The organism is Melioribacter sulfuriphilus, assembly GCF_052656625.1.
Genome location: NZ_JBQXXK010000003.1, coordinates 90,817 through 106,756, shown reverse-complemented (window position 1 = coordinate 106,756; position 15,940 = coordinate 90,817). Strand labels below are relative to the sequence as shown.

Annotated in this window: 19 protein-coding genes; all 19 read right to left on the bottom strand. The window is 35.3% G+C overall.

The genetic code is table 11. From position 1 onward, the window contains the following. Positions 1 to 4: 4 nt before the first annotated feature. The 19 genes from ACUN8G_RS04190 to ACUN8G_RS04100 all read right to left on the bottom strand — a co-directional run bounded on the left by ACUN8G_RS04190 (position 5) and on the right by ACUN8G_RS04100 (position 15,924). A complete protein-coding gene (locus tag ACUN8G_RS04190; RefSeq protein WP_445480906.1) occupies positions 5 to 484 on the bottom strand; it encodes an HNH endonuclease in 480 nt (159 codons plus the stop codon). A gap of 140 nt (positions 485 to 624) precedes the next feature. Then, positions 625 to 1,713, bottom strand: coding sequence for a tRNA 2-thiouridine(34) synthase MnmA (gene mnmA, locus ACUN8G_RS04185; protein ID WP_437345872.1), 1,089 nt, complete (start codon positions 1,711 to 1,713; stop codon positions 625 to 627). 61 nt (positions 1,714 to 1,774) lie between these two features. Beyond that, complete coding sequence (gene acpS, locus ACUN8G_RS04180; RefSeq protein ID WP_437345871.1) at positions 1,775 to 2,152, bottom strand: holo-ACP synthase; 378 nt, start codon at positions 2,150 to 2,152, stop codon at positions 1,775 to 1,777. Between the two features lie 12 nt (positions 2,153 to 2,164). Continuing rightward, complete coding sequence (locus tag ACUN8G_RS04175; protein WP_437345870.1) at positions 2,165 to 3,073, bottom strand: MlaD family protein; 909 nt, start codon at positions 3,071 to 3,073, stop codon at positions 2,165 to 2,167. Next, positions 3,051 to 3,422, bottom strand: a complete 372-nt coding sequence (locus ACUN8G_RS04170) for a hypothetical protein (protein WP_437345869.1) — start codon at positions 3,420 to 3,422, stop codon at positions 3,051 to 3,053. Before ACUN8G_RS04170 ends, ACUN8G_RS04175 begins: the two co-directional genes overlap by 23 nt. Further along, positions 3,422 to 4,687, bottom strand: a complete 1,266-nt coding sequence (locus ACUN8G_RS04165; protein ID WP_437345868.1) for a hemolysin family protein — start codon at positions 4,685 to 4,687, stop codon at positions 3,422 to 3,424. Before ACUN8G_RS04165 ends, ACUN8G_RS04170 begins: the two co-directional genes overlap by 1 nt. Positions 4,688 to 4,740: 53 nt before the next feature. After that, positions 4,741 to 5,157: a single-stranded DNA-binding protein gene (locus ACUN8G_RS04160; protein ID WP_437345867.1), complete on the bottom strand. Its 417-nt coding sequence runs from the start codon at positions 5,155 to 5,157 to the stop codon at positions 4,741 to 4,743. Between the two features lie 77 nt (positions 5,158 to 5,234). Then, on the bottom strand, positions 5,235 to 5,675 hold the full coding sequence (locus tag ACUN8G_RS04155; protein WP_437345866.1) for an SPOR domain-containing protein: 441 nt from the start codon (positions 5,673 to 5,675) through the stop codon (positions 5,235 to 5,237). A 36-nt stretch (positions 5,676 to 5,711) separates the two neighbouring features. After that, positions 5,712 to 6,968, bottom strand: coding sequence for an OmpP1/FadL family transporter (locus ACUN8G_RS04150; protein WP_437345865.1), 1,257 nt, complete (start codon positions 6,966 to 6,968; stop codon positions 5,712 to 5,714). 65 nt (positions 6,969 to 7,033) lie between these two features. Next, complete coding sequence (locus ACUN8G_RS04145; RefSeq protein WP_437345864.1) at positions 7,034 to 7,537, bottom strand: acyl-CoA carboxylase biotin carboxyl carrier protein subunit; 504 nt, start codon at positions 7,535 to 7,537, stop codon at positions 7,034 to 7,036. Beyond that, on the bottom strand, positions 7,530 to 8,984 hold the full coding sequence (locus ACUN8G_RS04140; protein ID WP_437345863.1) for an acetyl-CoA carboxylase biotin carboxylase subunit: 1,455 nt from the start codon (positions 8,982 to 8,984) through the stop codon (positions 7,530 to 7,532). Before ACUN8G_RS04140 ends, ACUN8G_RS04145 begins: the two co-directional genes overlap by 8 nt. Before the next feature lie 59 nt (positions 8,985 to 9,043). After that, the gene (locus ACUN8G_RS04135) at positions 9,044 to 11,392 is read right to left on the bottom strand and encodes an endonuclease MutS2 (RefSeq protein WP_437345862.1); all 2,349 of its coding nucleotides are present in this window, start codon (positions 11,390 to 11,392) and stop codon (positions 9,044 to 9,046) included. Position 11,393: 1 nt separating this feature from the next. Beyond that, positions 11,394 to 11,921: a CvpA family protein gene (locus ACUN8G_RS04130; protein ID WP_437345861.1), complete on the bottom strand. Its 528-nt coding sequence runs from the start codon at positions 11,919 to 11,921 to the stop codon at positions 11,394 to 11,396. A gap of 11 nt (positions 11,922 to 11,932) precedes the next feature. Then, complete coding sequence (locus ACUN8G_RS04125) at positions 11,933 to 12,382, bottom strand: GatB/YqeY domain-containing protein (protein WP_437345860.1); 450 nt, start codon at positions 12,380 to 12,382, stop codon at positions 11,933 to 11,935. 79 nt (positions 12,383 to 12,461) lie between these two features. Then, the gene (locus ACUN8G_RS04120; RefSeq protein ID WP_437345859.1) at positions 12,462 to 12,875 is read right to left on the bottom strand and encodes an ExbD/TolR family protein; all 414 of its coding nucleotides are present in this window, start codon (positions 12,873 to 12,875) and stop codon (positions 12,462 to 12,464) included. A 12-nt stretch (positions 12,876 to 12,887) separates the two neighbouring features. Then, complete coding sequence (locus ACUN8G_RS04115) at positions 12,888 to 13,433, bottom strand: ExbD/TolR family protein (RefSeq protein ID WP_437345858.1); 546 nt, start codon at positions 13,431 to 13,433, stop codon at positions 12,888 to 12,890. 19 nt (positions 13,434 to 13,452) lie between these two features. After that, positions 13,453 to 14,145, bottom strand: coding sequence for a MotA/TolQ/ExbB proton channel family protein (locus ACUN8G_RS04110; protein ID WP_437345857.1), 693 nt, complete (start codon positions 14,143 to 14,145; stop codon positions 13,453 to 13,455). 133 nt (positions 14,146 to 14,278) lie between these two features. Further along, positions 14,279 to 14,968, bottom strand: a complete 690-nt coding sequence (locus ACUN8G_RS04105; protein ID WP_437345856.1) for an SDR family NAD(P)-dependent oxidoreductase — start codon at positions 14,966 to 14,968, stop codon at positions 14,279 to 14,281. Continuing rightward, on the bottom strand, positions 14,968 to 15,924 hold the full coding sequence (locus ACUN8G_RS04100) for an endonuclease/exonuclease/phosphatase family protein (protein ID WP_445480905.1): 957 nt from the start codon (positions 15,922 to 15,924) through the stop codon (positions 14,968 to 14,970). The genes ACUN8G_RS04105 and ACUN8G_RS04100 overlap by 1 nt, the downstream gene beginning before the upstream one ends. Between the last annotated feature and the right edge of the window lie 16 nt (positions 15,925 to 15,940).

The window sequence follows — 15,940 nt, the reverse complement described above, 5'->3', positions numbered from 1 at the left end:
ACTTTTAATCGAAGAGGAAAGGTTTCCATGCATTATCAATTCTGCCAGCCGCCGACTTGATAAAAAGTATGTGATTGGGTGTATATGGTTTGATTCTAAGTTTCAAACCCGCTTCTTCAGGAGTTCTGTCCCCTTTTCTATTATTACACGGTAAACACGCTGCCACCAGGTTTTCCCAAGTATCCGTTCCTCCCCTTGATTTCGGGATAACATGGTCAACCGTCAATGGTAAATCACCTCTACCGCAGTAAGCACATCGATGACCATCCCTTTTGAGTATATTTTTTCTGGTAAGAATAATTTTTTTGTAAGGAACTCGAATATAATCTTTCAGCTTAATTACGCTTGGCCAGGGATAAGATTTACTTACGGTTCTAATTTGTCGAGCGCTGTTTTTTGCAACTAATTCTGCTTTACCCATAAGCAGTAATATTATTGCCTTTTTTACGTTACAAATTGTAAGGGGTTCGTAACTTTGGTTCAATAATAGAACCCTTGCATTAAGCGCTCCGTTTGATCCGAACTTACGTTCGAAGATGACCTCCTTCGTTCAAAATTATACAATGGTTATAATTTGGCGTACAATATGCAAAAAATTGATTAATTATGAAAGATCTAATCCTATCACTTATCTATTATTCCACCAGCTAATAGGTAACCATCACTGTCATAAAGAACGAGAGATTGTCCTGGAGTAACTGCATTTTTTGGTTCTAAAAATTCAATTTCTATCGTATCTTGAGACGATTTGAGGACAACGGCTTCTTTGGCAGTATCTGAATACCTAATTTTTCCAAAGACTTTTTCGCCTTTATTCAATGAAGGCCGACTCACGTAATTTATATCCGAAGCTTTAACGTACTTTTTAAGTAGTTCTTCTTTATCGCCAATTTCAATTGTATTTGTTTCATTGTCGATCTTTTTCACATAGACAGGTTTACCGAATGATACACCGAGTCCACGTCGTTGACCAATTGTATAGAATGGAAAACCTTTATGTTTTCCCACCACCTGACCATGGTATACCAGATTACCTTCATGAATTTCGTTGACCACCTCAGGAATTCTTTCGCGTAAAAATCTTTCGTAATTATTATCCGCCACAAAACAAATTTCTTGACTATCCGGTTTACTTGCTGTTTTCAATCCAAAGTCTGCGGCGATTGACCGCACTTCTTCTTTTGTATATTTACCGAGCGGGAATAATGTGCGTGATAAGCTTTCCTGCGTAAGTCCCCATAGAGCATACGTCTGGTCCTTCTTATGGTCTTTTGAATATTTCAATGTAAATCTATTGTTAATTTTTTCCACCAATGCATAATGTCCTGTCGCAACATATTGTGCATCGAGCGAATCAGCTTTTTTCAGTAACTCCTCCCACTTAATTTTGCGATTGCATACAACACAAGGGTTCGGAGTTCTACCTGAAAGATATTCATTGACAAAATCGTCGATTACTGCTTTTTCGAAAGCTTTTGTGAAATCGACTGTATAATGCGGAATGCCTATTAATTCAGCTACATTTTTAGCGTCAAAAATTGCATCGAGCGAGCAGCAGCCCGATTCGTGCTTTGGAGCTCCTCCAACTTCCATAAAGCCCCATGTTTTCATTGTAATTCCAATTACATCGTAGCCTTCCTTTTTCAAAATTGCAGCAGCCACCGAAGAATCGACCCCACCACTCATGGCAACGATTACACGATTTTTGTTCATCACATTCCTTTCTTAAAAAATCTACAATTCAAACGATAAATATAGGAAATAAGTTCTAATTTCAGGAGGTGGTGGTGAGTATTGCAACGCAAGTAACATAATTGTCGGAATGGCTCATTGATATCAATAATTTTTTGTTGTCCCCAAGAAATTCTTTAATCTCATTTTTCCTCAGATTTACAACCGGCATTCCATTCGAGAGATTGCTGATTTCAATATCTTTCCATCCAGGGATAACATTAACTGAAGAGAGAGCTTTTGTTATTGCTTCTTTTGCCGCAAAGCGCGCTGCCAGATGCTGATATTTATTCTTTTTATTTAAGCAATACTCCAATTCAGAAATTGTAAATATTTTTTCTAAAAAACGTTGGCCGTAATTATCTACACTCTGCTTTATTCTGTCGATCTCAATTATATCAATACCCAGTCCAATTACCATATACCTTCTCTTTTAGAAAATATTTGCGTCTACTTTGATACCTTTGCCACGTATTTGCTCTTCTAAAATTTCGACGAGTTTATTGAGCTTTGTCATTGTATTTTTTATATCTTCCATAAATTTATCGTCATACAATAACTTGCCAAGATTATTTTCGCTGCGACGCGTTTCATGTATCATTGAATTCAATTCATTTAATAGTTCCTTCGATTCCTTTAAAGTCAGATTTGCATTTTTAAGGAACACTTTAACTGTATCTCTGTTTTCTAAAATTAGACTATCGACATTCTCTGTAATTTCGACTGTACTGGATAATAATTTTGTAATATTTGATTCGTTCCGAGTTACAAACGAATTGAGATTATCAACTGTATTATTCAAATTTTTTACTAAAGCAGTTACCTCACCCGTAAAGCGGTCGTCGAGAATAGTATTATTCAATTTTGTAAGAGTAAGATCAACTTCTTTAATTAAATGAATTAAATCAGATTGTAAATTGCCTAATAAAGCCATTGTAGTTGAAATATCGCCGAGGAACATGCCATTATGAATTTGGTCGGCGTCGAGAAGAATATCCGAATTCCCCGGAAAAACTTCTACTTTTTTACCTCCCATCAAATCGAGCATCATTATTTGGAAAGTAGCATCCTGACGTAAAGAAATGTTTCTGTCAATTTTTAGTAATGCTATTACATAATTGTTTTCAGTCTTTATATCTTCTACATAACCAGCTCGCACACCGTTGATGGTAACCGGATCTCCAATTTCAAGTCCTGCAACATTATTGAACTTAATCCTCAATTCTGTTTTGTCGGCGTTAAAAGTAATATTTTTAGCCCAGCCGAGAACCCAGAAAAAGATTATAAGTGCAAGGAATACAGTAATACCAACTTTAATTTCAGTTTTTCTCTCGTCTTTCATCTTCGTTAATTATTTTTTTCAGAATATTAAATTCAAGTGAGTCGATGACACTATCCTCAATAAATATTTTTGTGCGATTAACAATTTTTTCAAAATTTTCCATCGATTCTTCGAAATTTTCTTTTTTTAGTTTTTCAATTTTTTCCGAAAAAAGTACCTGCAAAGAATCGTCATATTTATTGTGCTGTAACTTATCAAATCTTTTTTTAAAATCATTTACACCAATTTCGAATATTTTTTCTTTAACATAGTTTTCTATCATCGACCCGTATTGCCTATAGACAAAAATCAAACTACCGATTGCAATTGTAATTATGGAGACCAGGGTTAAAAAACATCCCTTTCTCATTATTGCTCCGGCAGTTTTTCTACAAGAATTTTATTTATTCTTTTGTTAAGAATTTCCTTCACAGTAAATTTAATGCCTTTATCGGTAAAAGAGAAACCTTCTTCTGGAATAGAACCTGCGTGATTTAGAATAAAACCGGCGAGCGTATCATAATCGTCGTCTTCGTTTGACAAATCTTTTCCAAGAAGCTCACTCAGTTCGTCGATAGGCAATCTACCGCTTAGCAAATAAGTATTGTCCGAAATTTTAACTATCGGATTTTCTTCTTTATCGAATTCGTCCCGTATATCTCCAACTATTTCTTCAAGAATATCTTCGAGAGAAATCAAACCGGAAGTGCCACCATATTCGTCGACTACAATTCCCAGATGAAGCTTTTTCTCCTGGAAATCGTGGAGCAACTCGTTTATATATTTTGTCTGGGGCACAAAGAATACTTCACGCGCAATTTTACGAAGTGAAAGTGACTTGCGCATTTCGGGATTCTTCAAATACGGTAGTAAGTCTTTGACATAAATAATTCCAATAATATTATCGAGCGAGTTTTCATATAAAGGAATACGACTGTAACCCGATTCATTAATAACTTTCATTAGTTCATCAAAAGTAATATCTACAGGGACTGCTACAATGTCGACGCGTGGAGTCATTATTTCCCGCGCTGTTACGCTTCTAAAAGATACTATGCCTTCAATAAGTTCGTGCTCGTCTTCTTCAATTGTTCCTCTCTCCACGCCGAGATTAGTCAGTTCGGTAATTTCTGAATTAAGAAGAGGATTTTTGAATTTATCCGTCTTAATTTTTGCAGTAGCCACTCGGAGCAAGTCACTCAATATTTTGGCAATCGGGAAAAACAGCACACTAAACCAGTAAAGAGGCATAGCAACCATTCTGGCAAAACTGATATTATTCTTATTTGCAATTAATTTCGGAATTATTTCACCAAAGAGAAGAATAATTATGGTTAGGATGATAATTTGAACTGTGATAGCAAGTTCCGCTGAGACATTGTAAATTTTAGCGAGGTCTAAAGCTATTAGAACGGAAATGATAGACGCTGCTGTATTAACTATTGTATTACCGAGTAAAATAGTTACCAGAATACGTCTGGGATTATCCAGTAATATCTGGAGATAGCTTCCTATAATTTTGCTTGTTTTCCGAAAATCTTTAATTTTTTTCCTGTCGAGAGAAAAGAGAGCCACTTCCGATCCAGAAAAGAATCCGGAGAGAATAATAAAAATTATTAGAAGAACTATACGCAAAAATGAATCGCTTTCCAAGTTATCGTCAAATCCCGACTTTATTCAACATACAATTAAAATGGTAAATCCTCGTCCGAATCGGCTTCCATAGCAGGAGCATCACCTTGAATTTCTTCTCCGCCGGTTTCTGGTGGTGCTTCTCTGCTATCCAGAGGAATTAGCTGTTCGGCAACTACTTCCGTAAAGTATCTCTTTATGCCGTTCTTATCCTCATAATCCCGTTTTGATATTCTTCCCTCGATATAAAACTTCTTCCCTTTTTTTAAGGCATCTTTATAAAAGTCGGATAAATTGTAAGCCACAACATTATGCCATGTAGTTTCATTAACCCAATTGCCGTCCCGTCCCTTGTAACTTCTCGTAGTAGCCAGTGAAAATGTAGTTACAGATACATTGTTCGTAGTAAAACGTGTTTCAGCATCGCTTCCCAGATTTCCAATAAGCATAATCTTGTTTAAAGAAAAAGCCACTTGCCCACCTTTTTTTTTGTTAAAAAATGCAGTATAAATTTATGATTATTAACTGAAAATTGCCAAACAGAATAAGATTAATCTTCTATCGTAAAAATGAAGGTATTTTTAAATTCGGACACTTTTTTTAACTCATCCCTCACCTTTTCTGCCTTTTCGATAGAGTCAAATGGAAAGAGCTGCACTGTATACATTTTAACTTCATCTTTATAAATAATATTGAGTTCATAGTCTGTTTTACTTGAATTCATTTCAACGAATTTTTCTGCGTTAATTCTGTTCGAAAAAGCAGCGACCTGAACAATAAAATGGATGGTTTTCTTCTTAACCTCGTCGGAAGGAATCTCCTCAATTTTGTTTTCATTATTTAAAGTATCAGTTTTACTTACTTCATCGAGAGTTTCTAACTCATCGAATATATATACTTTTTCTTCGGGTTGTTCATTTTGTGTTTTACGTAAAGATGAACAACCAAATAATAAAATAAAAATGGTAATGATTATAAAACTGATTTTCATAAAAAAATGCCCCGCATAAATCGGGGCATTATCTAATTACAAAGAATAAGAAAAATTAACGCCCAATAAATGTGCACTGTTTGTATAAGTTCCGTTAAAGTTGAATTTTGAATTAGTAACTTCTCTCTCCATAAAGATTAAGTAGAGATACGATAAATCAATCGAGAATTTTTCCGATAATTTCAGTCCGTAACCGATATTCAACCCGATACGGTCGGCGTCGGGCAATGTAGGCTCTACATATTCATCTTTAACAGGACTATTGTCGTAGAACAAGCCACCTCTTAATTTAGAACCGCTTTCCATAGAATACTCAAATCCACCTCGAACAATAAAAGAATTTTCATATTTTCTGTCGGCAGATTGGACATTTTGCTGTCCATTAGCAGGGTTTAAATCGAGATCGTAATTTTCAAAAGTAACCTCGAGTTTGTCATAACTCGACCAGCCAACATATTGAAAATCTGCCGTCAACATTAAATTGTCATTTGCAGAATATGCCACACCGACAGTTATGTTTTGTGGAGTGGACAGTGGAGCTTTAATATTTCCATTTGGAAGGGGTAAAGTTAAACCCAATAACGGATGAACAAATCCTGCTGGAGTACTTGTAGCAGTACCTTCGAAATCAAAATTAACCTCGCTGCGATAACTAAGTCCCACAGAAAAATCCGCTGTGGGTTTGTAGAGTAAACCGGCAGAAAAACCAAAAGCCGTGCCGTCGCCATTCATATTGATTTCAAAATCCCCTCCAACGGGAATAGGCGCTTTGCGAATTATTGTTACATCTGCCCATGCAAAAGTGCCGCCTAAACTTAATGACAGTTGATCAGACAATTGATAAGCAATAACCGGCGTGAAAAAGAACGCCCTTAGTTCTGTTTCTACTGCCAGGTATTTCCCGATCCAATTTGGATCCCATTTTGTCCCCAATCCGTAAGGATTATTCACACCAAGTCCGATATGCAATTTATCGGTCAATTGCTGAGTAAGATAAAAGTTGATAGGAGTAAAGAGCTGATTTTCCATGTCAACTTCAGAAGCTGGCTGAGTAGGAGTTTTGTAAGTAGCAAGAGGAACAATTAATGTGGTTCCAAGATAGAAATTAGTTCCTTTTAATTGAGTAATTCCTGCGGGATTAAAATAGATTGCCGAGGGATCATTGGCTAATCCAGTAAACGCGCCTCCCATAGCCATTGCTCTGGCGCCATGCTCGTTTAATTGGAATCCACTTCCCTTAATTATACCCGCTGTAATTAAAATAAAAAGAAATAATTGTAAAGATTTTTTCACACAACCTCCCTGTTTTTGTTATGCGAACATTAAAATAAGTAATTGTTTTTTAAAAGCAAAAAGAATTATTCTAATAAAATTAACAATTCATTTTTCTCTACACTTACACCTGTCTTAATTCTAATATCTTTTATTTTGCCGTCTCGTGGCGATTGTATTTCGTTTTCCATTTTCATTGCTTCTAGTACAATCAGACTTTGCCCTTTTTTTACTTCACTCCCTTTTTCAACATTTAATTTGACAATTAAACCAGGCATTGGAGCTTTAATTTCGGAATATTTTTCTTTACTCAGTTTTTCTTCGCGTCTGCTCTGAATCAAATATTGAAGACGCGTATGCAGTTTTAATTTATATAGATTTCCGCAAACATTATACGTAAATCTATTATCTTCTGATTGTCCCGATAAGATGTTGTAATGCTTTTGTCCTAATCGAAGTAAATATTCATTCTCATTTTTAGTATTAAATTCATCGATCGTAAATTCCACGTCATTAATAATTATTTTATTTCCTCCTTTATAAGTAACAGAGTATTTTTTGTCATTAATTTCAACTACGAAATCAATCATATTTTAGTTCGTACCATTTATTTTTGTTATTTGTCACATCGCCGTTAGATTTAAATTTATTACTATAATTTAAGACGGCTGAAACTACTGCAGCTATTTCTAAGCCCTGATTGCTTTCCCGAATAAAAGAAAAATTTTTTAGTGTATTAATATTAAATGAAGCATCTCTGAAAATATCGCTCTTTAAAATTTGTTTTAGGAGTGGAATATTAGTTTCAACGTCCGTAATTAAATAATTATCAAGTGCATTCAACATTCGAACAAGGGCTTCGTTACGACTTCTGCCGTGGCTAATAACTTTTGATAATAATGGGTCGTAGTATAATGAAACATCTGACCCGATGTCAATACCATAGTCTACCCTTATACCGGGTAAAGTGGGAATTTTGTGATTTGTAATTTTTCCGGTCGAAGGTGAAAAATCAAAGTCTTCAGAATTAATTCTGCATTCAATTGAATGACCATTAATTGAGACTTCATCCTGAGTAAACGACAGCTTTTCTCCTGCTGCTATTTTAATCTGTTCTTTTACAATATCGATCCCTGTAATTGACTCAGTAACTGGATGTTCCACTTGCAAACGCGTATTCATTTCTAAAAAATAAAAGTTGTGGTTATCATCCATCAGAAATTCAACTGTACCGGCGTTATAATAGTTACATGCCCGGGCAGCTCTTACTGCAGCATCTGTTATTTTTAACCTTAATTCTGGATCAATTGAAGGCGAAGGAGCTTCTTCAATTATTTTCTGAAAACGTCTTTGAAGAGAGCATTCTCTTTCAAATAGATGAGCATAATTGCCATGTCGGTCGCCTAAAATTTGTACCTCGATATGTTTTGGATTGACAATCAATTTTTCGATATAAATTTCGTCGTTGCCAAAAGCCTTTAGAGCTTCGCTGCGTGTTAAGTTAAATACCTGCCGAAGTTCTTTATCTTCGGAGACCATACGAATTCCCTTTCCACCTCCACCACCAGAAGCTTTCAACATAATCGGATATCCAATTTCATTTGCTATTAAGATAGCTTCTTCTAAATTATAAATCGGTTTAATTGAGCCGGGCACAACAGGGATATTACTGTCGAGCATTAACTTGCGAGCGTTTAACTTGTTGCCCATTAGTTTAACTGACTTAGACGAAGGACCAATAAAAGTAATATTGCTTGCCTCTACAGCTTTTATAAAATTTTCGTTCTCAGATAAATAACCGTAGCCCGGATGTATTGCATCTACATCTGCTTTTTGGGCTATTTCAAGAATTAAATTTTGATTTAGGTATGCTCTCGGTTCACCTATTTTGAAGGCTTCGTCTGCTGCAGCAACATGAGGAGAAAATTTATCTATGTCCGAATAAATTGCAATTGTCTTTATACCCAGTTCATTACATGCTCTAATAATTCTTAGAGCAATTTCCCCTCTATTGGCAATTAGTATTTTATTAAACATTTATTATGAGCAGTTATCTTTTAATTAAGATAATAATATTTTTTATCAGAAAAAACTGCTCATTCAAATTCAACGATGGTAATTCCCTCTCCTCCGCTTTCGATATTAGCAAAATAATAATTTTTAATCCCTTTATAGTTCTTAAGAATTGAATGCGCCAATTGTTTTAATGCTCCCGTTCCTTTTCCGTGCAGTATCTCAACTCTTTCCAGACCGTACATTAAAGAATCGTCAAGGAAACGAATAATTTCAAACTCAGCCTCATCGGAACGCATACCTCTTATATCGAGTCGATATTTAACGTGGTCGTAATCAGTAATTACTCTCTTTTTTTCGTAGTCTTTAAAATCTGACTTATTAGCCGGAACCAGTGAGCTATATTTTGCTTTGATTTTTAATGTGCCAATTGTTATTAATGCTTTATCTTTTTCGACATCAATTTCATCCAGTACTCCTACAGAAGTAGTTCCTTTGATAGAGACGAAATCGCCCACATTTAATTTATAATCTGATTTATCTTCGCTTTTTGATTTTTCGAGATAACTTTGAGTTTTCTTTTTTATTGTTTCTATTTCACTTTTTTCTTTCTTAATAACTTCTTTGTTAGCATTCGATTGGATGATATTCTTAATGGTATTTTCGATTTTCCTGTTAACGTCGGACAACAAGAGATTAGCTTTTTTATGAGCTTCTTCGAGTATTTCTTTTTTTTGCTTTTCTAACTTATTTATTTTTTCCTGATAAAGATTAGCAAGACTTTTGAGACGTAAATTCTCCAGTTCGAGATTATGATATTGATTTTTCAATTCATGTGATTTTTTTTCGATATCAATTAAAAATTCTTCTATCTTCGATTTGTCACTGTCAATGTATCGTTTGGAAAGCTCAATAAATTGTTCGTCGAAACCAATTCGACTTGCAATTTCGAATGCATAGCTTGAACCAGGCATCCCCTGATTAAATCGATATGTCGGTTTTAATTTCTCACTGTCGAATTCCATCGAACAATTTTGAAATTTGTCGAGTTGATTTGCAATCAATTTAAGAGAACCATGATGTGTCGTTGCTATAACAAGAGCACCTTTGTCCCGTAATGAAATCAAAATACCGGTAGCTATTGCCGCCCCTTCAACCGGATCAGTTCCAGTACCTACTTCATCAAGTAGTACAAGAGTTCTCTCATTTGCTTCCTCAAGTATCGACTTAATATTTGTTAGATGTGAACTAAATGTACTTAAATCGTCTTCAATCGATTGATAATCACCTATGTCCACAAGAACATTTTCAAAGAGATGCAGATTCGAATCGGGATGACACGGTATCGGGATTCCTGATTGAGCCATCAGTACCAGCAGACCGATTGTTTTGATTGCAACAGTTTTCCCTCCCGCATTTGGTCCAGTCAGTACAAGTACTTTCTGATTGGTTATTTTCAGATTCAAAGGAATTGCAGCTTCAAATCCAAGTTTCTTTAGCAAAATAGGATGCCTTGCATCTATCAATTCAAGTGGTTTATTTTCGTCGAATGTAGGGATAGAACCAATAATTTCGAGAGCATATTTTGCCCTTGCAAATAGAGTGTCTGCATTGGTGACAGCATTGTAAGTAATTAGTAGTTCTTCACTTTTAACAGCAATTTGTTTAGTAAGCACTAAAAGGATTTTTTCGATTTCTCTTTTTTCTGCAAATTTTAAAGAAAGGATATCGTTATTCAATTCGAGTATTTCAGCAGGTTCGATATAGACAGTTTGACCGGTGGATGATTCCGAATGAATAAAGCCTTTGATATGTCTTTTGTGCTCTGCTTTTACGGGTAGAACAATTCTGCCATCCCGTTGAGTAAAATATTCTTCCTGCACAAGGTATTCTTCACTCAATTTTTTCAGCAAACGATTAACAGTCTTTTGAAGCAATAACTCTTTTTCATGAATTTCGTTCCTGATCGATTTTAGAGTAGAACTTGCATTGTCTTTTACATCCCAATTTTCATCGAAAATTTTTTCGATGCTATTTTCGAACACCTTATCGATCATTAAATTATTTCTCAAGTTCTCCAGCGGCGTTTCGATTGGATCTTCGGGTTTCAAATAGCCTACCAGTTTTCTCGACATCTGTGCAAGACGATAAATTTCTCTTATTTCTTTCGACGAAAGGACAACTCCTTCAATTCTTGAACGGTATATTGAATCTGTCAGTTCAGGTAAATATTCGATGGGTGGAATATCTTTCCTGATTAGTAGATTGCGTGCATAGTTTATTTTATCTGTTTCTGAAATAATATGATTACGATCGCTCGAAGGTGATAGTTCCTTTATTTTCTTTTTACCAGCTTCAGTTTGACAATAATTAGCTATATAGTCTGTAATTTTACGGAATTCGAGTTTATCCAGTGTATCGTTTTTTACCATGTCAGTTATTTTTCAAAGTATCTGTTTTTTCAATAAAATCTTTAATTAAGTCGGTTGCGCTCGAACTTCTTTCCATGATGAAATTGATAAATCCCGGAATTATATTATACACGTGCTCATACATTAGAGAATCCTTACGTGTCTGTTTTTCGGGAAATCCTAATAAATCGAGGACCAGAAATAGCCCACTCAGAAATATAATTATCTGAAGAGTTCCTATTAAGCCACCTACAATTTGATTTATCAATTTATTGACTTTATCTGATGGATGGACAATCCTTTTTAAGATTGAAAAAAGAATGATTGTTGTCAAAAATATTAAAACGGCTGCTATTATTTTTGCGAAATATTCGTCGTCATTTAAAATTGGCGTTAGAACAACACCCAATTTATCCGAAAAATTGACAGTCAAAATTACAGCCGCAACAAGTCCTGTAATGCCTATAATTTTTCTGATGAGACCGTCTTTAAAACCAAGAATAAAACCGACTAATGCTATAACAATAATCAAATAGTCTAAGTAGTTCAATTATAACCTTGTCAATGTTGCAAAAACTTTTCGACCATTTCTTTAATCAATTTACCATCGGCTTTACCTTTAAGTGTTTTAGCCGCTACTGGCATTAATTTGGGGAAATCCTCTTTTGTAGAAACCCCTATGGTTTCAGCAATTTTTTTAATTTCTTCGAAAACCTCTTCAGGTGACAATTGTTTTGGGAGATAGCTTTCGATTATTTTCAACTCGGTTTCTTCTTTTTCAGCCAGTTCATTTCTGCCTGCGGCTTTATACTGTTCTACGGCTTCACGTCTTTTTTTTGCGGCGCTGGTAAGTAATTTAATTTCCTCCTCTTCATTTAGAGACTTACCGCTACCGCTTTTTTCAAATTCGAGTATCAATGCTCTAATCGAACGTATTGTTTCGAGGCGAATCTTGTCGCCCGATTTCATAGCCTCTTTAAGGTCATTATTGATTTTATCTTTCAGACTCATTGATTTACCTCACCTAAATTCAAAAAAAAAGGCAGGTTATTAAGAAAACAACCTGCCTTAGAAATTATAAATTGTGCAACTATATTTTGAGCAATGTCGAGTAATTAATTCTGAGACAAGAAGCTTTTCTCAATTCCTGTTGAATGTCGGTTACAATACCCATATCAGAATTCTTATCAATTCGCAAAGAGACAATTACGTTAGGCATTGCAAGGCGTTTATTATACATAATACCTTCAATTTCTTCCAGTTTTGTGATACTATCGTTGAGCTGTATTCTGCCGTCGTTACCAACCCAGATATACGAAACAAGCCTCTTATTTTCAATTTTCTCGATGGCTTTTGCTTCTGGTAGTTTAAAACTTACCAGAACGTCTACTTCTCGAAGAGTAGTGGTAACCATGAAGAATAAAAGAAGCATAAAGACAATATCGGGCAGCGAGGCAGTCGGTATCGATTGTTTTGTATTCGCTCTTTTTTTCTGAAATTTCATCTTTTTCCTCAATTATTTTTTTACAGATTCCGGTTCAGCTAAACTTATAATTATCGGAATTTTTTCTTTAATTTCTTTCATTTCTTCACTGCGTTCGTCCAGGTCAATAATTCTTTTACCAAATTTAGAGCGTGCGTATTCCTCGCGCACCTGGAAATAAGCGTCTTTAATCTGATCCAATGCCTGTATGTAAAGGTTATAATTGGTTTTTCTATCCGTCTTTACGGAAACAACAAGTTTCTTATTTGAAGGCAAATTAATTTTTTCTTCGATTCTCGGTTTAAGAGTTTTTGCAATCTGCGGAATAGCAATAATTTCGTTATTAAGAAGGACGTCGCCGTTTTCGTTTATCAGCACTGCGGCCAGACGATCCTTAGAAATTGGTACAAACTCTTGTTGTTCTGGTGGAATATATTCCGGTAGTACTAAACCGATACCTGTATCGACGTCGATAACTGTGGAGACAAGGAAGAATAATAGCAAGAGGAACGAAATGTCCGCCATCGAACTTGTAGGTATTTCGGCATCGGAAAGTTTACGTTTTTTTATCTTGACCATTTTAAAATACTCGTTTTAATTAGCTTTTCTTGGTTTTCAATTCGTATAAAGCATCAATAAGTTCAATAGAACTTTCTTCCATATCAGCTACCAAACGGTCTATACGGGAGACGAAGTAATTGTAGAGAACCTGAAGGATCATAGCAACAACTAGACCAAAAAGTGTTGTTAAAAGAGCTACTGAGATACCACCGGCAACGATACTCGGTGAAATTTGAGCTGCTTCTTTAATAGCGTCAAATGCCTGAATCATACCCTGTACAGTACCGGTGAACCCAAGCATCGGAGCAAGTGCAATAAAGGTTGAAATCCAGATCATACCTTTTTCGAGGAATCCCATTTCGATTGCACCGTAAGCCATAATAGCTTTTTCTGCAGCGTCGAGACCCTCGTCGGCTCTCAATAAACCAGCGTGAAATACTGAGGCAATGGAACCTCTTGTGTTTTCACATAATTTTATTGCTTCGGGTACACCACCCTTTTGAAGAGCTTCTTTAACTTGAACAATAAATTTTTTAGTGCTTATTGTAGCACGTGATAATGTCCAGAATCTTTCAATTGAGAAGCCCAATCCAATTACCAAGCATCCAAGTATGGGCCACATGAAAAAGCCGCCTTCTATGAACTTTTGTTGCAAATATCCGATAAGGCCCGGTTCTTCTACTTGAGCTAAAATTCCAGTAATAAAGCCTGTAATCTCTGCGAGTTGCATATGGAAAAACCTCCGATTATTTTTTTATTTTTTTAATTAATTCAAAAAAAACTTATTATTCTTGAAAAATGAGTAACGAACATTAAATAAATGAGTCAAAAAAGTCAATAAATAATTTTTATACCTCACTAAATTAAGAATTTTTTAATGATTCTGAAAAGAAAATAATGTTGCCTGTAAATATTTTTTTGCTTTCGAAGATATTTTCTACAACTATACACAATTCTTTTAGTGGTATCAATTTATTTTTATCATCAATCCATTGCCTGTTCGATTCGGTATCCAGTATATAAGGGGCAATTGCATTCGCATTGAGATTAATAGATTTCCCTTCTTCAGCCAGTGTTTTAACGAAATAATTAAGAGCATTTTTCGATGTCCCATAAGCTGCAATACCTGCTTCGTTCGAAAGTGAAGTAAATGCGCTCGTAAAACAAATCGACCCTCCTTTTGAGGATGCTACCAGTCTCATAAATTCTCTTGCGATTAAAAATGAAGTGTTCAGATTTATATCAATCAACTTTTTCCATTCTTCGTACGGCGTCTCGTCAATTCTTTTACCTCCCCAGTATGTACCAATTGTATCGAATAGATAATAATAAGAATCGCTATCTCTTCGAATTTTATTGAATGCCTCAATTACTTTTGATTCGTCAGCTAAATCTCCCACGATGATATTCTCACATTTTTTTTCGGTTGACGGAAGTTCTAATTTTTTTCTGGAGAAGAAATAATAATAATCGTATTCACAATTGAGAAAATAACTAATGGCTTCCTGCCCCAGTTTTCCGGAGGCGCCAAATAATAAAAATATTTTATTCATTACTTTTTTTCTTTGATTAAATAAAATTTTGCCGCTACTGGAAAATGATCGCTGAAACCACCAAAATATCTATTTCCTGCAAATGTTCTCAACGGCGCTCCTTTATAATCCCCTTCCTGCTGTACCATATATTCCGGACGCACAATTTCAAAACTATTTGTAACATAATCCAATCCTCTGTTGTCAACGAGCGCTTTTGAAATTATAATCTGATCAATCATATTCCAGTCTTTACGGTAATAATATGTACCTTCCCCGTTTTTAAATTTTTCGTATGCTGTGTTAATTAAGTCGTTGTAATTTTCAATATTATGCGCTTTCAAAATTTTTGTAATGGATTCGTTGTCGGGCTCGTCATTAAAATCGCCAAGAATTATAATATTCGAATCCTTGTTTAGATTCATTAGACTATCGACAACATTTCTTACAGTTCTGGCAGCAGCCAATCGATTTGGTTCTTCAGATTTTTCTCTTCCACCGCCCCTTGAAGGCCAGTGATTACCCAATAGATAAATTTTTTCTTTGCTCTTTTTATGCATTAACTCAACTAACATAATATAACGCGTCTTATCACCCTCAGGAAGTTTAACAGAAAACGTATCGACATTCAAAACTGAGAAGATACTTCTATCGTATATAACTGTAACGTCAATTCCCCTTTCGTCGGGAGAATCTCTGTAAGCTATAACGTAATCTCTGTAATTAAGCCGGTAAACAAGCCTTTTAGCCACCCATATATTTTCTACTTCCTGTAGACATAAAATATCGGGACCACAGCCGTCGTTCATGTAATTGATTACTCGTTCAAGATTTTCCAGTTTTTGTTCGAGTCTCTCGTCCGTCCATTGTTTTGAACCTTCGGGTGTAAATTCATCGTCGTTTTTTAAGGGATTATCTTCCGTGTCGAATAAATTTTCTACGTTCCAGCTTGCTACATATAGAGTATCCTCGCTCATTTCCAGGCCATTGGAG

What these genes read in the sequence shown, in the direction of transcription:
- acpS (WP_437345871.1), bottom strand. Translation starts at nt 2,152, where the DNA reads ATGGTAATTGGACTGGGTATTGATATAATTGAGATCGACAGAATAAAG.
- ACUN8G_RS04120 (WP_437345859.1), bottom strand. Translation starts at nt 12,875, where the DNA reads ATGAAATTTCAGAAAAAAAGAGCGAATACAAAACAATCGATACCGACT.
- ACUN8G_RS04135 (WP_437345862.1), bottom strand. Translation starts at nt 11,392, where the DNA reads ATGGTAAAAAACGATACACTGGATAAACTCGAATTCCGTAAAATTACA.
- ACUN8G_RS04105 (WP_437345856.1), bottom strand. Translation starts at nt 14,968, where the DNA reads ATGAATAAAATATTTTTATTATTTGGCGCCTCCGGAAAACTGGGGCAG.
- ACUN8G_RS04145 (WP_437345864.1), bottom strand. Translation starts at nt 7,537, where the DNA reads ATGATTGATTTCGTAGTTGAAATTAATGACAAAAAATACTCTGTTACT.
- ACUN8G_RS04155 (WP_437345866.1), bottom strand. Translation starts at nt 5,675, where the DNA reads ATGAAAATCAGTTTTATAATCATTACCATTTTTATTTTATTATTTGGT.
- mnmA (WP_437345872.1), bottom strand. Translation starts at nt 1,713, where the DNA reads ATGAACAAAAATCGTGTAATCGTTGCCATGAGTGGTGGGGTCGATTCT.
- ACUN8G_RS04170 (WP_437345869.1), bottom strand. Translation starts at nt 3,422, where the DNA reads ATGAGAAAGGGATGTTTTTTAACCCTGGTCTCCATAATTACAATTGCA.
- ACUN8G_RS04110 (WP_437345857.1), bottom strand. Translation starts at nt 14,145, where the DNA reads ATGCAACTCGCAGAGATTACAGGCTTTATTACTGGAATTTTAGCTCAA.
- ACUN8G_RS04100 (WP_445480905.1), bottom strand. Translation starts at nt 15,924, where the DNA reads ATGAGCGAGGATACTCTATATGTAGCAAGCTGGAACGTAGAAAATTTA.
- ACUN8G_RS04140 (WP_437345863.1), bottom strand. Translation starts at nt 8,984, where the DNA reads ATGTTTAATAAAATACTAATTGCCAATAGAGGGGAAATTGCTCTAAGA.
- ACUN8G_RS04125 (WP_437345860.1), bottom strand. Translation starts at nt 12,382, where the DNA reads ATGAGTCTGAAAGATAAAATCAATAATGACCTTAAAGAGGCTATGAAA.
- ACUN8G_RS04175 (WP_437345870.1), bottom strand. Translation starts at nt 3,073, where the DNA reads ATGAAAGACGAGAGAAAAACTGAAATTAAAGTTGGTATTACTGTATTC.
- ACUN8G_RS04115 (WP_437345858.1), bottom strand. Translation starts at nt 13,433, where the DNA reads ATGGTCAAGATAAAAAAACGTAAACTTTCCGATGCCGAAATACCTACA.